Source organism: Enterococcus sp. AZ179, assembly GCF_050498885.1.
GTDB lineage: Bacteria > Bacillota > Bacilli > Lactobacillales > Enterococcaceae > Enterococcus_D > Enterococcus_D entomosocium.
The window spans coordinates 1,036,519-1,055,301 of record NZ_JBMHEO010000001.1 but is presented as its reverse complement, the minus strand read 5'-3'; the positions used below and the strand labels follow the sequence as shown (position 1 = coordinate 1,055,301).

The following is an 18,783-nucleotide window of genomic DNA, read 5'->3' as shown; positions in this document are numbered from 1 at the left end:
TCATCTTTTTTTTCTATTCTCAAAGCGTTTGCGTATTTCTTTTTAGGAGGGATAAGTCGTGGATATTCAAGCATTCTCAGACGAGTTGATTCATTATGGGAGACAAGAACACATGCAGGATCTGACCATTTTGCCTAGCGGTACACAGATGGAGGTGATTTTCAGTAAAAGCTATCTCAGAAAGACCTATCAAGTACTGACCAACGAAGAAGCTCAGCAGCTGATCACCCGCTTCAAATTTTTAGGAGGAATGGAGGTGGGAGAACGGCGCAAAGCTCAGTTAGGCGCAGTCAGCTATCTGTTAGGCGATCAGCTACAGCGGTTGCGCGTCTCAACGGTGGGTGATTATCAAGGGCGTGAAAGTCTCGTGATGCGGTTTCTTTATCCTTTGAACAAGGAGCATCTGCGCTATTTTTTTGCAGAAGACGTCCAGCAGATCCAACAGACAACCAAACAAAGAGGCCTATATTTATTTTCTGGTCCCACTGGCTCAGGAAAATCGACCCTCATGTATCAATTAGCACGGGCAACCAAGGGACAAGTCATTACCATCGAAGATCCTGTGGAGATTGAAGAGCCGCATTTTTTGCAGCTACAGACCAATTTGAAAATCGGACAAGACTATGATGAATTGATTCGCTTGTCTTTACGGCATCGTCCGGACCTGCTTTTGATTGGTGAGATCCGTAACAAAGAGACGGCGCAAGCCGCTGTACGAGCCGCTCTGACAGGTCATCGAGTATTTGCCACGATCCATGCACGAGGCGTAGCAGAAACCAAGACACGGCTGCTGGAATTGCTAGGGGCAGACGATCTTCTGGCGCACGCGTTGCAAGGGATCATTTATCAGCGATTGTTGCCGAATGAAGTCAACGAACCCCATGGATTGCTGGCGTATCACTTTTATGAGGGGCAAGTGGAAAAACAGTGGCAGCACGTATTAAAACGAGTGAAAGAAAGTGGGTGGATCACCGATGAAGTTTATGAAAAAGAAGCCCCAGCTACCACGCCGTGCAACTGAAGCCCTCTTGGTCACCTTCACGGTGTTATTGGAGAGTGGCTTTTCCCTACAAGAAAGCCTCCAAGTGTTGCTGCGCAGTCGCCAGTTTTCTGAACCTGTGATCGAACAGCTGATTGCCCATCTTGCCCAAGGGCAAAGCTTGGCAGCAGCAGTAGCGCCGTTGTCTTTATCGGCTACCGAAAAAAATCAGCTTTATTTAGCAGAAAGTCATGGGAATCTCACGACGACCTTGCGGCGGATGGTCGACTACCACAAATTGGTCAACAAGCAAAAACAGCTGCTGTACAAAGTAGCGGCCTATCCGCTTTTGCTACTGGTCTTTTTAGTGGCGGCTCTCTTTGGCATGCATCGCTTTTTAATGCCTCAATTGTTAGCCTCTGGCATGATCGACGAAGGTCATTGGGGCATTCGCGCCATCACTTGGGCACCAGCAGTACTTATCCTCTTCTTGTTGGTAAGTGTGCTGCTTTTTGTGATCAGCCGCTGGGTATTTGCCCGCCGCACTGCCTTGCAAAAAGCTGTATTCTTCAGCCACCTGCCATTGTTCGGAGCATTGTACACGAGTTATCACACGAGTTTTTTCGCATTGGAATGGGGCAAGTTGTTTCAGCAAGGGTTAGATATCCAACAGATCATTGAGTGTATGGAGCACACCAATAAAGCTACCTTGATCCAAGAATTAGCGCGAGAGTTGCGAGTGACCTTGACACTTGGCGGAGAACTCCCAGAAAAACTTCGTCATTTCTCGTTTCTCACACCAGAATTTTCTTTGATCGTCTTTCAAGGAGAAGTACGGGGAAAGTTAGGAGAAGAGCTTTTTTTATACAGTCAATTATTGATGGATCGCTTGTTTCAACGAATCGAAAAAGCTATTCACTGGGTTCAGCCTCTGATTTTTTTGTTGGTTGCTTTAATGATCGTTGGGATCTATGCCGCTATGTTTTTACCAATCTATGGAAATATCCAAGGAGTGATCGAATGATAGAAAAGAAAGTCGCATCTTCTCGCAAGCAGGGGATTTGGCGTGTCAAAAAAGGCTTTACATTGGTTGAAATGTTGGTTGTTTTATTAGTGATCAGTATTTTGGTTTTGTTGTTTGTCCCAAATCTTGCCAAGCAAAGAGGAATCATTGATGAGAAAGGAAATGCGGCCATCGTGAAAGTGGTGGAAACCCAGATCGAACTCTTTCGTCTGAATGAAAATCGGGAGCCCTCGAGAGAAGAATTGATCGCTGAAGGGTATGTATCTGAGGAGCAATATGCGATTTATGAGCAAGGGGACTAAGGGCTGTCGACGTTGCTCTTTTGCTGGTTTTACTTTAATAGAAAGCCTTTTGGTCCTCATGGTCAGTAGTATGTTTCTCTTTTTTCCCGTCGTGGCCATCGAGTACTATCAACGATCTGCTGAAGTCTTAGGCTTTTGTGCACGCTTAGAAAAAGGCCTCTATACCATACAGCAATCGGCCATCATCGATAACACACAAACCCGAGCCGTTTATCAAGCAGCGCCAACGCCAACTGTTTCATTTTATGGCGCTGCAACTGAGCCGGTCACCAAGATCGAAGTCCCTCCTCAACTAGCGATGCAGGCGTTTCCCGATATTCTTTTTAGTAGTCAGTCCGGCAACAATAGCAGTCTGCGAAGGATCGTTTTCTATTGGCAGGAGAAAAAGCAAACCATCAGCTATAAGTTTTTATTTGGGAGCGGACGCTATGAAAAAATCGTTGAATAGCGGGTTCATCTTAGCAGAAAGCCTGATTGGCTTTGGGGTGTTGGCAACCTGTGTGTTATTGTTTTTAGCGATGCAGACCGCTTCACTGACGCAAAGTGCGGCATTGCAGGAAAAAGCCCAAATGCTGCGGGTGCTGTATGAAGAAGTCCAGAACCACTCCTTTGATGCGTCAACCATTACCTACACGACGCAGCGTCAGACGGTCTATCAAGTTCGCTTTTGGCAAGCAGCGCAGCATCAACAGGCACGCATCCAAAGTGGCGAACAGCTCTGGGAGATTGTGTATGAAGAGTAAAGGCTTTACTTTGTTGGAGTGTCTGTTGTCTTTATGGGTATTGGCGATCTGCTTATTGATGATCAGCGGGATCGTCAAGCACCTCGCACCGGTCAATCAGCAGATCATGGCTCGCAAAGATCAAGAATGGCATGTTTTTTTGTTTCAGTTGGAACGGGAATTAAGTACCTGTGTCTATCTATCAGTCAGCGAGAACACGCTATATTTGCGAAGCAGTCAAAACAATTCGGTAACGATCGATCGCATCAACCGCGTGTTGCGGAAACGGGACAACAATGGCTATCAACCGTTGTTGACAGAAGTGGCAGATGTGTCTTTTGAGAAAATTGGCGCAGCGATCCGCTTTACCGTTTCCTTTGAGAATGGAGACCAGAAAATTGGACAATGGAAAATACACTCACAAGAGGCGGCATAAAGGCGGTATTTTACTCACAGCATTGTTGTTTGTGCAGCTGTTGAGCTTGATGTTATTGCTGGTGTTAGAAAACAGCCGCACAACAGCCCTTTTTTATACAAAAACCATTGAAACCTATGAAGCCCGTATTATGAGTGAACTTTTCCATGCGGAATTCTTGCAAAACGAGTTGGAAGATCGAGGGACACGGTTTTATAATGTAGGAAAGTTGACTTATGAACGGCAAGGACAGAGCTTACAGATCGAATGCTATGTCAAAAGTCGGCGATTTACTTTTACCTTTTTGTTGCCTGAAGAGCAGCCTGAAATAGACACAGATGACCAAGAAGAATAGTACAGGAAAAGGATGGTTGTTTCGACCATCCTTTTTCATACAGAAATAGAAAAAGAATGTTTACAGCTTCACAAATTATTCTAAACGAAAGCGATTGATTATTTTGGATGAATCGGCTAAAATTAAACAGGTATATATGTTGTTATAGTTTTGAAAAGAGGTGCAAGATGTCCGCAGAAAAAATGGAAACGTCTTTTCATTTGACCGTTGAAGCGATCCAACTGCTTCAAAACGCATTGGAAACGTCTTTTTTTGATGCTTACGTAGAGACGATCGAAAATTTTGTTGATCAATACCAAGTTCGCGTGATCGATGGGGTACCAGATGAAGCAACTGCTGCTCGTTTAGAAACCATCTATCAAGAAATTCGAGCAATGGAACTATCGGCAGAAGAAAAACGCAAGCTTGCGCAGTTGGTTTTGTTGAAAGGCAGCCAAACGGAGCGCCTGCAGGCCAATCACCAACTGACACCAGATAGTCTTGGGTTTTTATTCGTCTATTTGATCGAGCAGTTGAGTAGTGCCGATCAACCAGTGAAACTTCTTGATTTATCGGTAGGCATGGGGAATCTCTTATTGACAGTCTTGCTGAATCTGCAATTAGCCAAGCGTCCAGTAGAAGGAACCGGTGTGGATATTGACGAAACCTTGTTGGCGATCGCAGCTGCAACTGGCGAATGGACCAAAGCGCCCTTGCATTTGTTCCATCAAGATGGCTTGCAAGAGCTTTTGATCGAACCGATGGATCTGGCGATCAGCGATCTACCGGTGGGCTATTACCCACAAGATGACAAAGCCCGCAGCTTTATTACGGCGGCTCCAGAAGGACACAGTTACGCCCATCATTTGTTGATGGAACAAGCGATGAACTATGTCAAAGCTGGCGGTTACGGTTTGTTCTTACTACCAAGCAATTTCTTGGAAACGGAACAGAGTGAATTTTTGAAAAAATGGCTGAAAGAAAAGGTTTATTTGCAAGGAATGATTCAGCTTCCTGAAGAACTCTTTAAAAATGAACATTCACGTAAAAGTATATTGCTTTTACAAAACCACGGAGGGACAAGCAAACAAGCAGAAGAAGTCTTGCTGGTCAAGCTAGCCTCACTGAAAGAACCAAAGAACATCACAAAACTTTTTGAACAATTTGCGGCTTGGAAAGCAGCAAATCTGTAATATAATTCGGATAAGGAGATCATCATGTCAAAAACAATCGCAATCAATGCTGGAAGTTCAAGTTTAAAATGGCAATTATATCAAATGCCAGAGGAAACAGTTGTCGCTAAAGGAATCGTTGAACGAATCGGTTTGAAAGATTCTATCTTTACCATCAAATATGGGGAAGATCAAAAATTCGAACAAATCATCGATATCAACGATCACGAAGTAGCTGTAAAAATGTTATTGGATCAACTGATCGAATTAAACATTTTAGGTGCTTATGATGAAATCACTGGCGTCGGTCACCGCGTCGTTCACGGCGGAGAAGATTTCCCTGATTCAGTTGTGATCACAGACGAAGTGATGGAACGCATCCAAGCATTGGCTGAATTTGCGCCATTACACAACCCAGCAAACTTGATGGGGATCACTGCTTTCAAAAAAATCTTGCCTGAAATCATCAGTGTCGCTGTTTTTGATACTTCTTTCCATGCAACGATGCCAAAACACAATTACCTATACAGCTTGCCATTAGAGTACTATAACGAGTTTAAAGTACGTAAATACGGCTTCCACGGTACAAGCCACCGTTATGTTTCTGAGCGTGCGGCAGAAATGTTAGGCAAACCAATCGAAGAATTAAAAATCATCACTTGCCATCTAGGGAACGGTGCGTCGATCACTGCAGTTGACGGCGGAAAATCAGTAGATACATCAATGGGCTTCACGCCGTTAGCTGGTGTAACGATGGGAACACGTTCTGGTGACATCGATCCTGCTGTTTTGCCTTACTTAATGGAAAAATTAGATTTGAACATCGATGAAATGGTGGATGTTTTAAACAAAAAATCTGGTTTATTAGGCTTAACTGGTATTTCCAGCGACATGCGCGATCTAGAAGCAAACTACGACAAAGAAGAAGTCAAAGTTGCTTATGACGTCTTTACTGACCGCATCCGTAAATACATCGGTGGCTATGTAACGACCATGAACGGTGTCGATGCGATCGTCTTTACTGCTGGTATCGGTGAAAATGATGCCCACGTCCGCAGCGAAGTTATCAAAGGCATGACTTGGTTTGGTTGCGAATTAGATGCCGATCAAAATGCAAAACGCGGCGAAGAATTAGTGATCTCAACTGAAGAGTCAAAAGTCAAAGTACTTTTGATCCCAACAGATGAAGAATTAATGATCGCTCGTGATGTGGAACGTTTACGCGGCTAAGCGAAAACATTTCTTAGAATAGAAGCTGAAACACATGCAAGAGAAATGCTTGCATGTGTTTTTTTGTAGGAAAGTCCGCAAAACGGGACTAGAGAGAAAAATTGGTGAAGACCATTTTCTAATTTTTTAAACAGAAAATTTAATAATTATACATATGAAAATTGGCTCATACTGCACCTAGGTGGATGGCTTCTCATTTTGCTTTCATTTGAATTTAAATTTCCTTCCTTTTTTACAAGATGTTCTCAGGGAAATACCCTTGTAAAAGTTGCCAAATGGGAATAAACTGGCATTTGTGAATTTTCAGAAAAATTCCGCTATTTTATTTTCATTAATTTTTATAAGGGGCCATTACATATGGAAAAAGAAAAAACATTCTTAGGTCAGCCGCGAGGGCTGTCGACGTTATTCTTCACGGAAATGTGGGAACGATTCAGTTATTATGGTATGCGGGCGATTTTGGTGTACTTCATGTACGATGCAGTTGCCAACGGCGGCTTAGGGTTGCCAAAAGGAACGGCTGTGGCGATCATGTCGATTTACGGTTCCTTAGTGTATATGTCAAGTATTGTTGGCGGTTGGATCTCGGACCGTCTTTTAGGATCAAATAAATCCGTCTTTTATGGTGGAATCTTGATCATGTTAGGACACATCGTCTTGGCAACACCTTTAGGGATTCCAGCGTTGTTTGTGTCCATGATGCTGATCGTCATCGGAACCGGACTCTTGAAATCCAACGTGTCGGGTATGGTGGGGCATTTGTACAGCAAAGACGATATCCGTCGGGATGCTGGTTTCTCAATTTTCTACATGGGGATCAATATCGGTGGCTTGTTAGCACCGATCATCGTCGGGATCTTAGGACAAGAGGTCAACTACCACTTAGGCTTTTCGATTGCTGCTATCGGGATGTTTATCGGTTTGGTGCAGTATTATGTGCAAGGAAAAACCACGTTGAAAAGTGTAGCGATCGCGCCAACGAATCCCTTATCGGCAGCCGAAAAGAAAACCTTCTTCCGAGCAGTCGTTCTAGTTCTTCTCGCATTGGCAGTGTTATTTGGCGCAGCTGCTGCAACAGGCCATCTGACGGTTGATTTCTTCATCAACTTCATCAGTGTTTTAGGTATTTTCTTGCCGATCTACTACTTTACCAAAATGCTGCGTTCGAAAGATGTCACACCAGATGAAAAGAAAAAAGTGTTGGCCTACATTCCGCTGTTCTTGTCAGCGATCGTCTTTTGGTCCTTAGAAGAACAAGGCTCATCGATCTTGGCATTGTTTGCTGCTGACCGTACGCAATCAACGTTATTCGGCATCAATATTCCAGCAAGTTTGTATCAAACCTTAAATCCACTTTTTGTCGTCTTACTGACACCTGTCTTTGTCTGGTTGTGGACCAAACTAGGCTCTCGTCAGCCACGGACAGAAGTGAAGTTTGCCATCGGTTTAGTCTTAGCCGGTTTGTCCTTTCTATTGCTAATGCTGCCAAGCCTCTTGTTTGGAGTAGAAGAACGGGTCAGCCCATTATGGTTGGTATTGAGCTTCTTCATCATGATTGCAGGGGAAATGTGTCTTTCACCGGTGGGCTTGTCGGTGACGACCAAACTAGCGCCGAAAGCTTTCGAAGCACAAACCTTGGCGATTTGGTTGTTAGCAGACGCTTCTTCACAAGCCATCAATGCGCAAATCGCTCGGTTCTATACACCACAAACAGAAGGGATGTACTATGGCATCGTCGGCGGAGTAGCCGTTGTTGTCGGCATCATCTTGTATTTAGCTAGAAAACCGATCCGCAACTTGATCGGCAACATTCATTGATCAAAAAATAAAAACTTGATTTTCCGCCTATGCATGGATTGAACAACCCATGCTTACTGTAGGAAAATCAAGTTTTTTTTGTTGCGAATCAATGTCTTAGTCAATCAATGGGCTTAGTGGCTGGCGTGTGATCTGCTGCTGTGCAATGACCAGGGCTTCTTGGAAGTGCTGCTGCAAAAAGTAGCGGTCATGGCTGACTGCCAGCAGGGTCCCTTGATAATCTTGCAGCATTTCTTCAATTTCTTCTCGGGCATAGCTGTCGAGGTGATTGGTTGGTTCATCCAAAATCAGGACGTTGATTTTTTCTAAAAAGAGTTTCAGTAACGCCAAACGGATTTTTTCACCACCAGATAAATCTTTGATTCGTTTGGCCACATCACTTTGATAAAACCCACTTTTGGCCAATTGCCGACGAGCAGCCTCTTCGTTTCCTGTCAACGTCTGTACGTAGGCCAACAAGCGGCTCTCAGTATCGGCAAACTGTAGCTGTTGGGGCAAATAGCCGATTTGTAAGCTGCTGCCGCGCTTGATAGTGCCGCCGCTAGGAAGCTCCTCACCGAGAAGTAATGTGAGTAAGGTTGATTTTCCGGTACCATTGTCGCCGATGATGGCTAGATGCTCCCCACGGTAGATTGCAAAACTGCTGTCTTTGAATAGGAGCTGATCGGCATATTGCTGGTGCAAGTCGCGAACGATGAACACCTCTTTACCTGATTTTCCGCCATTTGCCAAGCCTTGCAGCCGATTTTTCGGGGGCGCTGGCGGTTTGACCAGTGTAAGTTTCGCTAGGCGGCGTTCCAATTCTTTGGCTTTTTTGAAGAAGGATTCATTGTCTCCTTCATGGCCCCACTGACGAAATCGACGAATCATGACTTTCAGTCGCTGGACTTCTTTTTGCTGCAGTTCGTAATTTTTGGTCAGCTCCGCCAAGCGAGCTTCTTTCAAGACACGAAATCGGCTATAGTTCCCAGGATACTCAATCAGGGCGCCTTCTTCCAGTTCCCAGGTCTTGGTGGTGACTTGATCGAGAAAGTGTCGATCGTGAGAAACGACTAGAACCGCTTTTTTCGTATTCTGTAAATAATTTTCCAACCAGCGGATACTTGAAAGATCCAAGTGATTGGTTGGTTCATCCAGTAACAGCAAGTCAGCATCGGTGACTAACACTTTGGCTAAAGCGACTTTGACCCGTTCACCCCCGCTAAGGTCTGTTAACCGTGCGTCCTGCCGATGGGGAATTCCTAACCCTTGTAAGATCGCGGAAATTCGGTCTTCTAATCCATAACCGCCCAGCTCTTCAAAGCGCTGCTGCAGCTCGCCATAACGGATCAGACACTTCTCTAAATCAGTATCGGGTTCTGCCATCAAGGCTTCGTAATGGCTCATTTGCTGTTTGAGTTCTTGAATGTTAGCTGCAGAATGGAGCAGGTAGTGGGTAACGGTTGCTTCAGAAACTGTCAGCTCTTGCTCGACCGTCCCGATCCTCAAGCCTTTTTGGCGGCTGATAACGCCGCTATCGACACCTTCACTGCCAGTCAAGATTTGTAAAAAGGTTGATTTGCCCGTTCCGTTGATGCCGACTAGGGCAATTTTTTCCCCAGCTTCGATTTGGCAGGATAACTCCTCAAATAACGGATTCCCGCCGATGGTTTTTTTAATAGCAATTGCTTGTATGATCATGATCTCTCTCCTTGAGACCACTCAAAAAGGCCATGGATATCCATGGCCAGTGTTATTTAAACTCAGATTTTTTTGAGAAAAATACCTTGAGATGGCCATTGATTTTACGTAAATTTAACTGTTTTGGACAGACTCGTCCCGTCAACAGCAACTGTAAAACCAATTGCATGGCTAAATGCGATATGGTATCGTTGGTAATTTTCATTACTTGTTATTTTAGTCATGCGCATCATGGTCGTTTTCCCTCCTTTGTGTCTTTGTCTTTTCAGTGTACCTGAAAGTATCAGAAAGTTCAACCAGTACTGGCGGTTTCTTAGCGTTCCTCGATGCGTAATTCTGTCAGAGAGCTTTCTTTCATCTGACCGATGACCAAAGGAACGGTCTCATGAACCACATCGCTGTATTCTAAGCCGAACCAGCGTTCAGGTGAAATAGTATGGCGTTTGATAAAAAGCTTCGTCTGCATGACTTGCTTCTGCCATTTGCTTAATGCAGTTGCATTCGACAGCTCTTCTTCGATCATCACGAATTGGAAATCACCCACATTGCGTCCAGGCGTTAAGGAATAGCGTTGCGGCTGCAGCGGCAAGCGACCATCTTTCATCAATTCTTGAATGATTTGGCGAATGTAGAGATTGACTTCTTGCGGCACCCGAAAGCCGAGATAAAGCTTTAGTTTAACGATAAAATCGGTATCTGCCATCGAAACTTCATATTTTTTCGTATAAGGTTCATCGGTGACTTCCACATTGACGAACCAATACACTTTGGCACGCTTCGGCCGTTTGTCTAAAATGGAATAGATGAACTGCTGACCGATCTGATCGTCTTGCAGTTTAGGAACCATGAAGACGACGTTCGTCTGAGATAATGGCAAAGAATCATCTTCCCGCAACTGTTTCAATTGAGGGATGTAGGTAGAAAGTGCAACTTCTTCGGCAGCATTTTCTTGAATACGATTGCCCCATTCCCAAATCAGCATCACACCGATGATCACGCTGGCTAATAAGATGGCAACGTAACCGCCATGGAAAAATTTCGTCGCACTAGAGATAAAGAAAATGCCTTCGATCGCTGCAAAAAAGAGCGTGATGAACGGTGCCAAGAAACGGGTCTTCTTGTTTTGGTGCAAGTAGAAATACAGCAAAATAGTGGTCATCAACATCGTTACCGTAATGGCCAATCCATAAGCGGCTTCCATCCGAGTAGAGGTCTGGAAGAATAAGACCACGCCGGAACAGGCGATCCACAGCAAGGTGTTCAAGGCAGGAATATACATTTGCCCGATAGACGCCCCCGGATAGATGATTTGCATCCGCGGCAATAGTTTCAACTTGATGGCTTCAGAAACCAAGGTAAAGGAGCCAGACAGCAGAGCTTGCGAAGCAATGATGGCAGCGAGTGTGGCGAAGCTGACACCAAAGACTGTCCACCCTTGCGGCAATGCTTGGAAAAATGGGTTCAAGTTTTCGATTTCTTGATAAGTCGGGTTTTGATAGACTTGCAGCAGCCACGCCGCTTGACCAAAGTAATTCAGCATCAAGCAGATTTTGATATAGGGCCAGCTGGCATAAATGTTTTTTTTGCCCACATGACCTAAGTCCGAGTAGAGGGCTTCCGCACCAGTAGTCGCCAAAAAGATATTGCCGAGAATAAAGAGACCAGCGCTGTTATCGGGACTAAAGAGCAGATTGATCGCATACCGGGGATCAAGGGCCCGAATCACCGAAAGGTCACCGGCAAAGTTCATCACACCGACGATGCCCAAGAAGGTGAACCAGCCTAGCATGATCGGTCCGAAGGCTTTGCCGACAAACTCAGTCCCAAAGCGCTGCAGGGCAAAGAGGACCAATAAGATTGCTAAGGTGATGCCGACGATGATCGATTGGTCATTGCCGAAGCGATCAAAAAAGGCTGGAATTCCCCGTAATCCTTCGATGGCAGTGGTTACGGTCACGGCAGGCGTCAATACCCCATCTGCTAGCAGGGCTGCGCCCCCGATGATCGCTGGAATAATCAAGTAGCGGCTGTTTTTACGAACTAAGGTATAAAGGGAAAAAATCCCGCCTTCTCCATGGTTATCCGCGTTTAATGCGATCAAGACGTACTTGATCGTCGTTAACAAGGTCAGCGTCCAAAAGACGAGCGAGACGCTGCCTAAGATAAAGTCGGGCGTTAAGGTGCGTAGTCCGCCATTGTCCTCCACCAGGGCTTTCATTACGTAAAGTGGGCTCGTACCGATATCACCGTAGACCACCCCCATGGCGACTAAAAGTCCGCCGGCGGTCACTTTTTTCATTTTACTTGAACTCATTGACTGTTTTCCCTCCATTTTAAACTGCAAAAAGACCTAAGCGGCCCCTTGCCACTTAGGTCTTGCAAGAAACATCTTAAACCAGCGGATTCCCGCTTGCTGTTGATCTAAGATCATGGAACGATCCATGTGCTACTCCCCTAAAGTGCTCTTATTATCTTTGTTTTTGCAGCTCCTGTCAATTGATTTGATAAAAATGGCAATAAACATTTTTCTTTTACTACGTTTCAGCGTAAGATAACAATAGGTATGGAATAAGGAGGCAGGAAAATGATTGAGATCAAGAATCTGACGAAACAATATGGACCAAAAAAAGCATTGTCTGATCTTTCCCTGACGATTCGTCAAGGGGAGATCTTTGGCTTTCTGGGACACAACGGGGCAGGGAAGTCGACAACGATCAAAAGCTTAGTTAGTATTTTACAACCGACGAGTGGGGAAATCTTTTTTGACGGTCAATCCCTCGTGGAACATCGGGAAGCGATAAAAAAACAAATTGCCTATGTGCCGGACACGCCAGATTTGTTTTTACAGCTAACGGCAGGGGAGTATTGGGACTTGATTGCCGCAGCGTATGAGGTGCCAGCAGCGGAAAAGGCCGAGCGTTTGCAAAAATTAGGGCGCTTGTTTGATATGCTGTCTCATGAAGAAGAGACCATCGCTAGCTTTTCCCATGGAATGCGGCAAAAAACGCTGCTGATTGGGGCATTGATCCCCGATCCGGACATTTGGATCTTGGACGAACCATTGCAAGGCTTAGATCCCCAAGCAGCGTATGATTTAAAAGAAATGATGAAACAGCATGCTGCCAAGGGCAAGACCGTGATTTTTTCTACCCACGTCTTAGACACCGCCCAGCAGTTGTGTGATCAATTAGCGATTTTGAAAAAAGGTGAGCTGCTGTACAATGGCTCAGTGGCAGATTTGCTGGCACAGCATCCGTCGCTTTCTTTGGAAACGATCTATCTGCAAATGACTGGGAGAAGTCAAGAAGAAGCGATTCTTGCAGAAGCGGAGGAAGCGTAGATGCGAAAACAACAATTTCTGACGCTGACCTCCGTTAATTTGCGGTATGCCAATCCCCAACTAACAGACAAAGCCCGCAAAAAAGGCAAGGCTGGTTCGACCTTGACCAGTTATCTGTTGTTTCAATATGCGCTTTCTGGGGTAGTGTTTCTCCTAATCTATGGCTTGACGATGATCACATTGGATTTTAGTCAGATGCCGGGCTTTTTTACCTATTATGTCGCTTTGTTCGGAATCTTAGGCTTTTCCCAAGGGATTTCGTCCATTTACAATGTCTTCTTCGAAAGTCAAGATCTGCCAGCGTATTTGCCGCTGCCCTTTCGACAGAGTGAAATTTTTCTGGCAAAGATCGTGGTGGTATTTCTTACCGTTGCGCCGTTTATTTTTCCTTTGTTGGTCTTATTTCTCCTGACAGGGATTCGGGCAAACGTCTTTTTCTTGCTGACGATCTTATGGGCGTTCTTGCTGTTCGGCTTGTTTTTAGTCTTGATCTTCAGCATTTGCAGCTTGATCGTCTTCAGCCTGACCCGCACCAAGTTTTTCTTGAAGCATAAAAAATTGGTCACTAGTTTATTGCTAGGCGTGACGATGCTGGTTGTTGTGATCGGGGTCTTAATGATGAATCAGGTGAATACTTATGAGACAGACGTGGTAGACCGGGGAGCGATCAGCTTTTTATTGCCTTTTTATTATGTGATGGTGGCACCGTTTCAAACGACCGGTTTGCTTAGCTTGCTAGGGATCATCGCCACAGCAGGCGTGCTGCTTTTTGCCCTCTATCGATTGATCTTGCCGAAGTTTTATGAGCAAGTGGCAGCCGCGGCGCCTAACCAAGGGAGTGTTCGTCGGAAACATAAGCCCAATCAAGGCTTGGGCCAGCTGTTGTTTAATTACAATTCGCAGTTGATCCGTGATCCGAATTTGATCATGCAAGTCTTTTCTTCTTCGTTGCTGATGCCCATCATTTTCTTAGTGTCTTTTGTGTTTACAGGAGCGATTCAGTTAAGTGAATTGGATGAGCGGTTTATCGGTGTTGTTTTCGTGGCGGGGATCGCCTTGGCGGCACTGATGGTCAACCCGACTTCTTTTATCAGTAATTTGATTTCATTGGATCAGGAGAATTTCTTGTTTGTCCGCTCCTTGCCGCTATCGATGAAGCGCTACTTGCGGGAAAAATTCCGCTTTGGCGTCGTTTTGCAGCTGAGCTTAACGGCAGTCATCGTGCTGGCAGCAGTGCTTTTATTCAAAATGCCGCTGATTTTGGCTATCTCTTTCCTAGTAGGAGCACTTTGGAGCAGTTTTCTTTTGTGCTTGAAATATTTTGCTCGGGATTATCGATTGCTGCTTTTGGATTGGACCAATATCAGTCAATTGTTTACGAGAGGGGCGGGGAGTCTTGGGTTAGCCATTGGAACAGTCGCAACGCTATTTCTTTCCGTCATTGTTATCATCCTTTATGGCTTTGCTGCGACTTCGGTTGATTTTTGGTTATTGAATGGTCCGGTTTTCTTTGTGATCCTCTTGACCAGCGTCCTTTGGATAGCCCATTATCACCATAGATTTTGGCGTCGTTTTTCCTAAGGGAAGCGACGCTTTGCTTTTTTTATTTAAGGATGGGTAAATTAACTATTTATTCAGAAAATTCAGAAAAACTATTTACAATCAAAAGGAAACATGGTTAGATAGGAGTACCTATTACTTTGCTTTCATTTTTTGCTGTACAAGTTTGGATAACCGACTTGTCAAAGAGCTGTGACCAAAGGCAAAAAGACCAATGAGACCTAAGTGCTCGTTAACTCTTTTGCTTTTGTCACGGTTTTTTTTGCACAAAAAAACCTGCCAAGCAGCGGCAGGTCGTCTCACTATTAAGCTTTCGTGTGGTCTTTTGCTGGGACTTTGTTTTCTAGGTCTGTCCGCACAACTAACACATCACAGCCAGCATGGCGAATGACATACTCAGACACGGAACCGATAAAGATTCGTTCCACGGCATTTAAACCAGTGGCACCGATCATAATCAAATCGATGTTGTGATCTTCGGGCAATTGTTTGGCAATGATTGGTTTTGGCGAGCCGTATTCAATCACTGTTTTGACTGCAGTTACTTGGTGTTTGCGGGCATAATCCTCATAGTCTTTCAAAGTTTGTTTGGCCATTTCGGTTGCTTGCTCAGCAAGCATGCCGTCAAAAGAAGAAACGGTTTGAAAGGCCCGAGTGTCGATCACATGTGCTAAAACTAATTCAGAATCATTCCGCTGTGCCACATTCACGGCTTTTTTGAAGGCTAATTCTGACTCGCTAGACCCATCGACGGCTACCATGATTCGTTGATATTGTTGTAACATAAGAAACACTCCCATCTGTTATCTTCTACTTTTATTGTAATGCTTTTTTCTGGAAAAAGAAAACCTAATCTTCCTTTTTTTTCATTTTTTGTGCCAGCAAGATGCTGAATGAAGCGGAAGAGAGCAGCAACAACGCCAAATAAAACAAGGCAATCAGCTCTCTATCGACAAAGCCCACAACCAATGCCACTACGCCTAAAAGGAAATGAATGAGGCTATAGGTTTTTAAGAAGACTTTATTCGCCTCAGTAGTAGGGATCAAAGTGAAAAAAATCGCTTGTTTGGCATAAAGCAAATAACTGGTGCCGAATAATACGAGTGCCACGATCGTAAATAATAGAAGAATCATAAACATACGCCATCCTATTCTAAGTTGATAGATTTAGTATAGCGAACCCTAGAAAGAATAGCAAAAGCCACCCTTACTTTGATATCAGATGGAGGACGTTGCACGGTTTCTAACGGCTAGAAAACGCAAAAAAGCCATCTGTTAAAAACAGATGGCACATTCTAAAAAGAATGGGTAATATCCGTTGATGCCGTTCTTTTTCCCATAGTATTGATCCCGCAAATTCTAGCAGGTGGGTTCCACGGTCTAAGCTTCGAACTACCAAAGGAAAAGGCATGTTACCAGCATTGACACAAGACGGATCCCAAGATATCAATAAAAATGTTCGGTCAACACACAAAAGGGACAACTCGTACATCACAGAATTCCCACCCTTATAGTAGCATAGGAATGACGAAGGTGCAATAAAGTTGTTTGAAAACGATGCCAAAAAGTCACTATTTTTTCTAAGCACCTAGTTTTTTTTCTTTCGTTGCTGCAATTGTTGGTACCGTTGGCCCAACGCTTGCTCATATTTACCGGTGGCTTTCGGTTGATAATAGTGGGTACCTTTTAGCTTATCAGGTAAATATTGCTGATCGACCCATGCATCATCAAAATTATGTGGGTATTGATAGCCAACTCCTCGATTCAAACTTTCGGCGCCTTTGTAATGACTGTCTCGTAAATGATCCGGGACATCTCCAGCTTTACCGCTACGAATATCTGCGATCGCTGCATCCAATGCCATGTAGGCCGAGTTGGATTTTGGTGACAAACATAGATCGACCACCGTATCGGCCAAAGGGATCCGAGCTTCCGGCAAGCCCAAACGTTCAGCGGCTAACACAGCATTGACGGTTCGAGCAGCGGCTGCTGGGTTAGCTAAACCGATGTCTTCATAACCGATGACCATCAAGCGCCGACAAATGATCGCCAAATCGCCTGCCTCTACTAAACGACCTAAGTAATGCAGCGCACCATCCACATCGCTGCCGCGAATCGATTTTTGAAAAGCAGAGATCACATCATAGTGCGCATCCCCATCTTTATCATGGGTCAATGCTTTGCGCTGTACGCACTCTTCGATGATCGCTAAGGTCAAATGAATAATGCCGTCTGGTCCTTTTGGTGTGGAACGGGCAGCGAGTTCTAAGCCATTGAGGGCGCTTCGTAAATCACCGTTGGTCGCTCGCGAGAGATGCAAGCGGGCATCATCGGTCAATACGATGGTTTCTGATCCAAGTCCGCGAGTTTCATCTGCTAAAGCTTGATCAATGGCGGTCAAAATATCTTCTTCTTGGAGCGGTTTGACTTCAAAAATCTGTGTCCGACTGCGAATCGCTGGATTGATCGTAATGTAGGGATTTTCCGTCGTGGCACCGATCATAATAATCTTGCCGCTTTCTAAATGGGGCAGTAAAAAGTCTTGTTTTGTCTTGTCTAGTCGATGGACTTCATCAAGCAATAAAATGACAGTACCGCTCATTTTGGCTTCCTCTGCCACGATTTGCAGGTCTTTTTTTGTATCTGTGGCGGCGTTCAGCATGCGAAACGCATAGCGTGTCGAGCCGGCAATCGCACTGGCAATGCTGGTTTTTCCGGTTCCCGGCGGTCCGTATAGGATCATCGAAGAAAGCATTTTGGCTTCGACCATTCGGCGAATGATTTTCCCCGGGCCAACCAAATGCTGCTGTCCGACGACTTCATCTAAGTTCCGTGGCCGCATTCGATAAGCAAGTGGCTGCTGCATAAAACGATCCTCTCCTTTTCCTGTAAGTATAACATAAGAACGTACATTCTCATAAACAAGCTGATTTGCGTCCTTACGAAAACAAAAGGGCGCGTATTTTCCACTCAGTCAGCAAAAAACAGGTTCGTTGAAAAGAAATCGTTGAGATCACCGCAACTCTGTAGTCAAAGATAGTAAGTTGACCGAGAATTGTGTAGAATAAAGAGGGTGATGAGAATGGATGAATTAATGGCACTATTTGCGACACAGCCGACAACGACCATCGCACGTGCCTTATTAGGAATGTATTTGGAACATGAGATCCCAGAAGGAACATTAGGTGGGTATATCGTGGATTGTGAAGCGTATCTAGGTCCCGATGATCTGGCGGCTCATAGTGTGGGCATGCGAAACACACCAAGGGTTCGGGCGATGTATCAGGAACCCGGCACGATTTATTTATATACGATGCATACGCATCGAATTGTCAACTTTATTACGCAACCAAAAGGCATCCCACAAGGAATCATGATTCGCGGGCTAGAACCGGTGGATGGGATTGACTTGATGGAACAACAGCGACAAAAAACGGGACCGGATGTAGCCAATGGCCCCGGGAAACTAGTACAGGCACTACAGATTCCAGCTGAGCTTTACGGCGAATCGATTTTTACGAGTCCGCTGCATTTGGTTCCTGAGCGCCGACGTACCCCAAAAGAAATTTTGGCATTGCCTCGAATTGGTATCCCGAACAAAGGGGAGTGGACTCAGATGCCGCTTCGATTTGCGGTAGCTGGTAATCCTTATTTAACAAATATACGAAAAGCCGCTGTTCAGCAAGATCATGGCTGGCTAGAAAGAAGGAATAGTGATGGCGAAAGAAACGATATTGACTTACTTAGATCAGCGATTAACGAAAAAAATCTCCGATTATGATGTGGCGATCGATTGGGATGCCAAAAATCATACCATCGAATTGGTGTTGCGCTTGTTTGCCGAAAATCCTCAACAAGTCCAAATCGACGATGCGCAAGGTGTGGCATCAGAGGAAGCGATCATTGAATTTGAAGATGGGATTTTGTTGTATGATCCACAAAAATCAACGTTTGATGAAGAAGATTATTTAGCGACGATTCCTTATGCAGGAAAAAAAGGGATCCAAAAAGCGTTGTTAGACGGATTGGTTGATTACATTCAAGAAATTTTAGAAGAAGGCCAAAGCGATCTGCTTGATTTCTTGAACGATGACAGTGAAGAAGCGATCTTTGAATTGCGATTCAACGAAGAAGCATTTGTGGAGAAAATGACGAACTATCAAGCCGGGGCTGGGGAAACCATGATCCCGTACCCTAGTTACTAAGG

Annotated in this window: 19 protein-coding genes and 1 other RNA gene; 14 read left to right on the top strand and 6 right to left on the bottom strand. The window is 44.8% G+C overall.

Annotated elements, in window-relative coordinates:
- The first annotated feature begins 58 nt into the window (after positions 1–58).
- From comGA to IGI88_RS04955, 10 genes are all read left to right on the top strand, one after another.
- Complete coding sequence (gene comGA, locus IGI88_RS05000) at positions 59–1,021, top strand: competence type IV pilus ATPase ComGA (RefSeq protein ID WP_101699432.1); 963 nt, start codon at positions 59–61, stop codon at positions 1,019–1,021.
- Positions 975–2,003, top strand: a complete 1,029-nt coding sequence (gene comGB / locus IGI88_RS04995; RefSeq protein WP_016612983.1) for a competence type IV pilus assembly protein ComGB — start codon at positions 975–977, stop codon at positions 2,001–2,003. Before comGA ends, comGB begins: the two co-directional genes overlap by 47 nt.
- Positions 2,000–2,305 (top strand): competence type IV pilus major pilin ComGC, encoded by a 306-nt coding sequence (gene comGC / locus IGI88_RS04990; RefSeq protein WP_005233413.1) that lies wholly within the window; start codon positions 2,000–2,002, stop codon positions 2,303–2,305. Before comGB ends, comGC begins: the two co-directional genes overlap by 4 nt.
- Complete coding sequence (comGD, locus tag IGI88_RS04985) at positions 2,289–2,753, top strand: competence type IV pilus minor pilin ComGD (protein ID WP_005233414.1); 465 nt, start codon at positions 2,289–2,291, stop codon at positions 2,751–2,753. Before comGC ends, comGD begins: the two co-directional genes overlap by 17 nt.
- Complete coding sequence (locus IGI88_RS04980; protein ID WP_005233415.1) at positions 2,734–3,048, top strand: hypothetical protein; 315 nt, start codon at positions 2,734–2,736, stop codon at positions 3,046–3,048. The genes comGD and IGI88_RS04980 overlap by 20 nt, the downstream gene beginning before the upstream one ends.
- The gene (comGF, locus tag IGI88_RS04975) at positions 3,038–3,463 is read left to right on the top strand and encodes a competence type IV pilus minor pilin ComGF (RefSeq protein ID WP_005233416.1); all 426 of its coding nucleotides are present in this window, start codon (positions 3,038–3,040) and stop codon (positions 3,461–3,463) included. The genes IGI88_RS04980 and comGF overlap by 11 nt, the downstream gene beginning before the upstream one ends.
- The gene (gene comGG / locus IGI88_RS04970; RefSeq protein ID WP_008382038.1) at positions 3,426–3,797 is read left to right on the top strand and encodes a competence type IV pilus minor pilin ComGG; all 372 of its coding nucleotides are present in this window, start codon (positions 3,426–3,428) and stop codon (positions 3,795–3,797) included. The genes comGF and comGG overlap by 38 nt, the downstream gene beginning before the upstream one ends.
- A gap of 167 nt (positions 3,798–3,964) precedes the next feature.
- Positions 3,965–4,969, top strand: coding sequence for a class I SAM-dependent methyltransferase (locus IGI88_RS04965; RefSeq protein WP_005233418.1), 1,005 nt, complete (start codon positions 3,965–3,967; stop codon positions 4,967–4,969).
- Between the two features lie 24 nt (positions 4,970–4,993).
- Positions 4,994–6,178, top strand: a complete 1,185-nt coding sequence (locus IGI88_RS04960; protein ID WP_005233419.1) for an acetate/propionate family kinase — start codon at positions 4,994–4,996, stop codon at positions 6,176–6,178.
- 357 nt (positions 6,179–6,535) lie between these two features.
- Positions 6,536–7,996: a peptide MFS transporter gene (locus IGI88_RS04955; RefSeq protein WP_005227746.1), complete on the top strand. Its 1,461-nt coding sequence runs from the start codon at positions 6,536–6,538 to the stop codon at positions 7,994–7,996.
- A 96-nt stretch (positions 7,997–8,092) separates the two neighbouring features.
- Here IGI88_RS04955 and abc-f read toward each other — a convergent pair whose 3' ends face one another.
- Positions 8,093–9,676 (bottom strand): ribosomal protection-like ABC-F family protein, encoded by a 1,584-nt coding sequence (abc-f, locus tag IGI88_RS04950; RefSeq protein ID WP_101699431.1) that lies wholly within the window; start codon positions 9,674–9,676, stop codon positions 8,093–8,095.
- 313 nt (positions 9,677–9,989) lie between these two features.
- Complete coding sequence (locus tag IGI88_RS04945) at positions 9,990–11,990, bottom strand: KUP/HAK/KT family potassium transporter (protein ID WP_008382045.1); 2,001 nt, start codon at positions 11,988–11,990, stop codon at positions 9,990–9,992.
- A 270-nt stretch (positions 11,991–12,260) separates the two neighbouring features.
- Here IGI88_RS04945 and IGI88_RS04940 point away from each other — a divergent pair, with 270 nt between their 5' ends.
- On the top strand, positions 12,261–13,016 hold the full coding sequence (locus IGI88_RS04940; RefSeq protein ID WP_008382046.1) for an ABC transporter ATP-binding protein: 756 nt from the start codon (positions 12,261–12,263) through the stop codon (positions 13,014–13,016).
- Positions 13,017–14,597, top strand: a complete 1,581-nt coding sequence (locus IGI88_RS04935; RefSeq protein ID WP_086298415.1) for an ABC transporter — start codon at positions 13,017–13,019, stop codon at positions 14,595–14,597.
- Positions 14,598–14,881: 284 nt separating this feature from the next.
- Here the strand turns inward: IGI88_RS04935 and IGI88_RS04930 are convergent, their stop codons facing one another.
- From IGI88_RS04930 to IGI88_RS04915, 4 genes are all read right to left on the bottom strand, one after another.
- On the bottom strand, positions 14,882–15,361 hold the full coding sequence (locus tag IGI88_RS04930; protein ID WP_005233432.1) for a universal stress protein: 480 nt from the start codon (positions 15,359–15,361) through the stop codon (positions 14,882–14,884).
- Between the two features lie 64 nt (positions 15,362–15,425).
- A complete protein-coding gene (locus IGI88_RS04925; protein WP_005233435.1) occupies positions 15,426–15,716 on the bottom strand; it encodes a hypothetical protein in 291 nt (96 codons plus the stop codon).
- A 168-nt stretch (positions 15,717–15,884) separates the two neighbouring features.
- Positions 15,885–16,079: non-coding RNA, 6S RNA (gene ssrS, locus IGI88_RS04920), on the bottom strand.
- An 85-nt stretch (positions 16,080–16,164) separates the two neighbouring features.
- The gene (locus tag IGI88_RS04915; protein ID WP_008382049.1) at positions 16,165–17,442 is read right to left on the bottom strand and encodes a replication-associated recombination protein A; all 1,278 of its coding nucleotides are present in this window, start codon (positions 17,440–17,442) and stop codon (positions 16,165–16,167) included.
- Between the two features lie 216 nt (positions 17,443–17,658).
- Here IGI88_RS04915 and IGI88_RS04910 point away from each other — a divergent pair, with 216 nt between their 5' ends.
- Positions 17,659–18,357, top strand: a complete 699-nt coding sequence (locus IGI88_RS04910; protein ID WP_042890686.1) for a DNA-3-methyladenine glycosylase — start codon at positions 17,659–17,661, stop codon at positions 18,355–18,357.
- Positions 18,293–18,781 (top strand): DUF3013 family protein, encoded by a 489-nt coding sequence (locus IGI88_RS04905; RefSeq protein ID WP_034872159.1) that lies wholly within the window; start codon positions 18,293–18,295, stop codon positions 18,779–18,781. Before IGI88_RS04910 ends, IGI88_RS04905 begins: the two co-directional genes overlap by 65 nt.
- Positions 18,782–18,783 lie beyond the last annotated feature (2 nt).

Coding starts and splice junctions, on each gene's coding strand:
- comGB (WP_016612983.1), top strand. CDS start 975: ATGAAGTTTATGAAAAAGAAGCCCCAGCTACCACGCCGTGCAACTGAA.
- comGC (WP_005233413.1), top strand. CDS start 2,000: ATGATAGAAAAGAAAGTCGCATCTTCTCGCAAGCAGGGGATTTGGCGT.
- comGD (WP_005233414.1), top strand. CDS start 2,289: ATGAGCAAGGGGACTAAGGGCTGTCGACGTTGCTCTTTTGCTGGTTTT.
- IGI88_RS04980 (WP_005233415.1), top strand. CDS start 2,734: ATGAAAAAATCGTTGAATAGCGGGTTCATCTTAGCAGAAAGCCTGATT.
- comGF (WP_005233416.1), top strand. CDS start 3,038: ATGAAGAGTAAAGGCTTTACTTTGTTGGAGTGTCTGTTGTCTTTATGG.
- IGI88_RS04965 (WP_005233418.1), top strand. CDS start 3,965: ATGTCCGCAGAAAAAATGGAAACGTCTTTTCATTTGACCGTTGAAGCG.
- IGI88_RS04960 (WP_005233419.1), top strand. CDS start 4,994: ATGTCAAAAACAATCGCAATCAATGCTGGAAGTTCAAGTTTAAAATGG.
- IGI88_RS04955 (WP_005227746.1), top strand. CDS start 6,536: ATGGAAAAAGAAAAAACATTCTTAGGTCAGCCGCGAGGGCTGTCGACG.
- abc-f (WP_101699431.1), bottom strand. CDS start 9,676: ATGATCATACAAGCAATTGCTATTAAAAAAACCATCGGCGGGAATCCG.
- IGI88_RS04945 (WP_008382045.1), bottom strand. CDS start 11,990: ATGAGTTCAAGTAAAATGAAAAAAGTGACCGCCGGCGGACTTTTAGTC.
- IGI88_RS04940 (WP_008382046.1), top strand. CDS start 12,261: ATGATTGAGATCAAGAATCTGACGAAACAATATGGACCAAAAAAAGCA.
- IGI88_RS04935 (WP_086298415.1), top strand. CDS start 13,017: ATGCGAAAACAACAATTTCTGACGCTGACCTCCGTTAATTTGCGGTAT.
- IGI88_RS04930 (WP_005233432.1), bottom strand. CDS start 15,361: ATGTTACAACAATATCAACGAATCATGGTAGCCGTCGATGGGTCTAGC.
- IGI88_RS04925 (WP_005233435.1), bottom strand. CDS start 15,716: ATGTTTATGATTCTTCTATTATTTACGATCGTGGCACTCGTATTATTC.
- IGI88_RS04915 (WP_008382049.1), bottom strand. CDS start 17,442: ATGCAGCAGCCACTTGCTTATCGAATGCGGCCACGGAACTTAGATGAA.
- IGI88_RS04910 (WP_042890686.1), top strand. CDS start 17,659: ATGGATGAATTAATGGCACTATTTGCGACACAGCCGACAACGACCATC.
- IGI88_RS04905 (WP_034872159.1), top strand. CDS start 18,293: ATGGCGAAAGAAACGATATTGACTTACTTAGATCAGCGATTAACGAAA.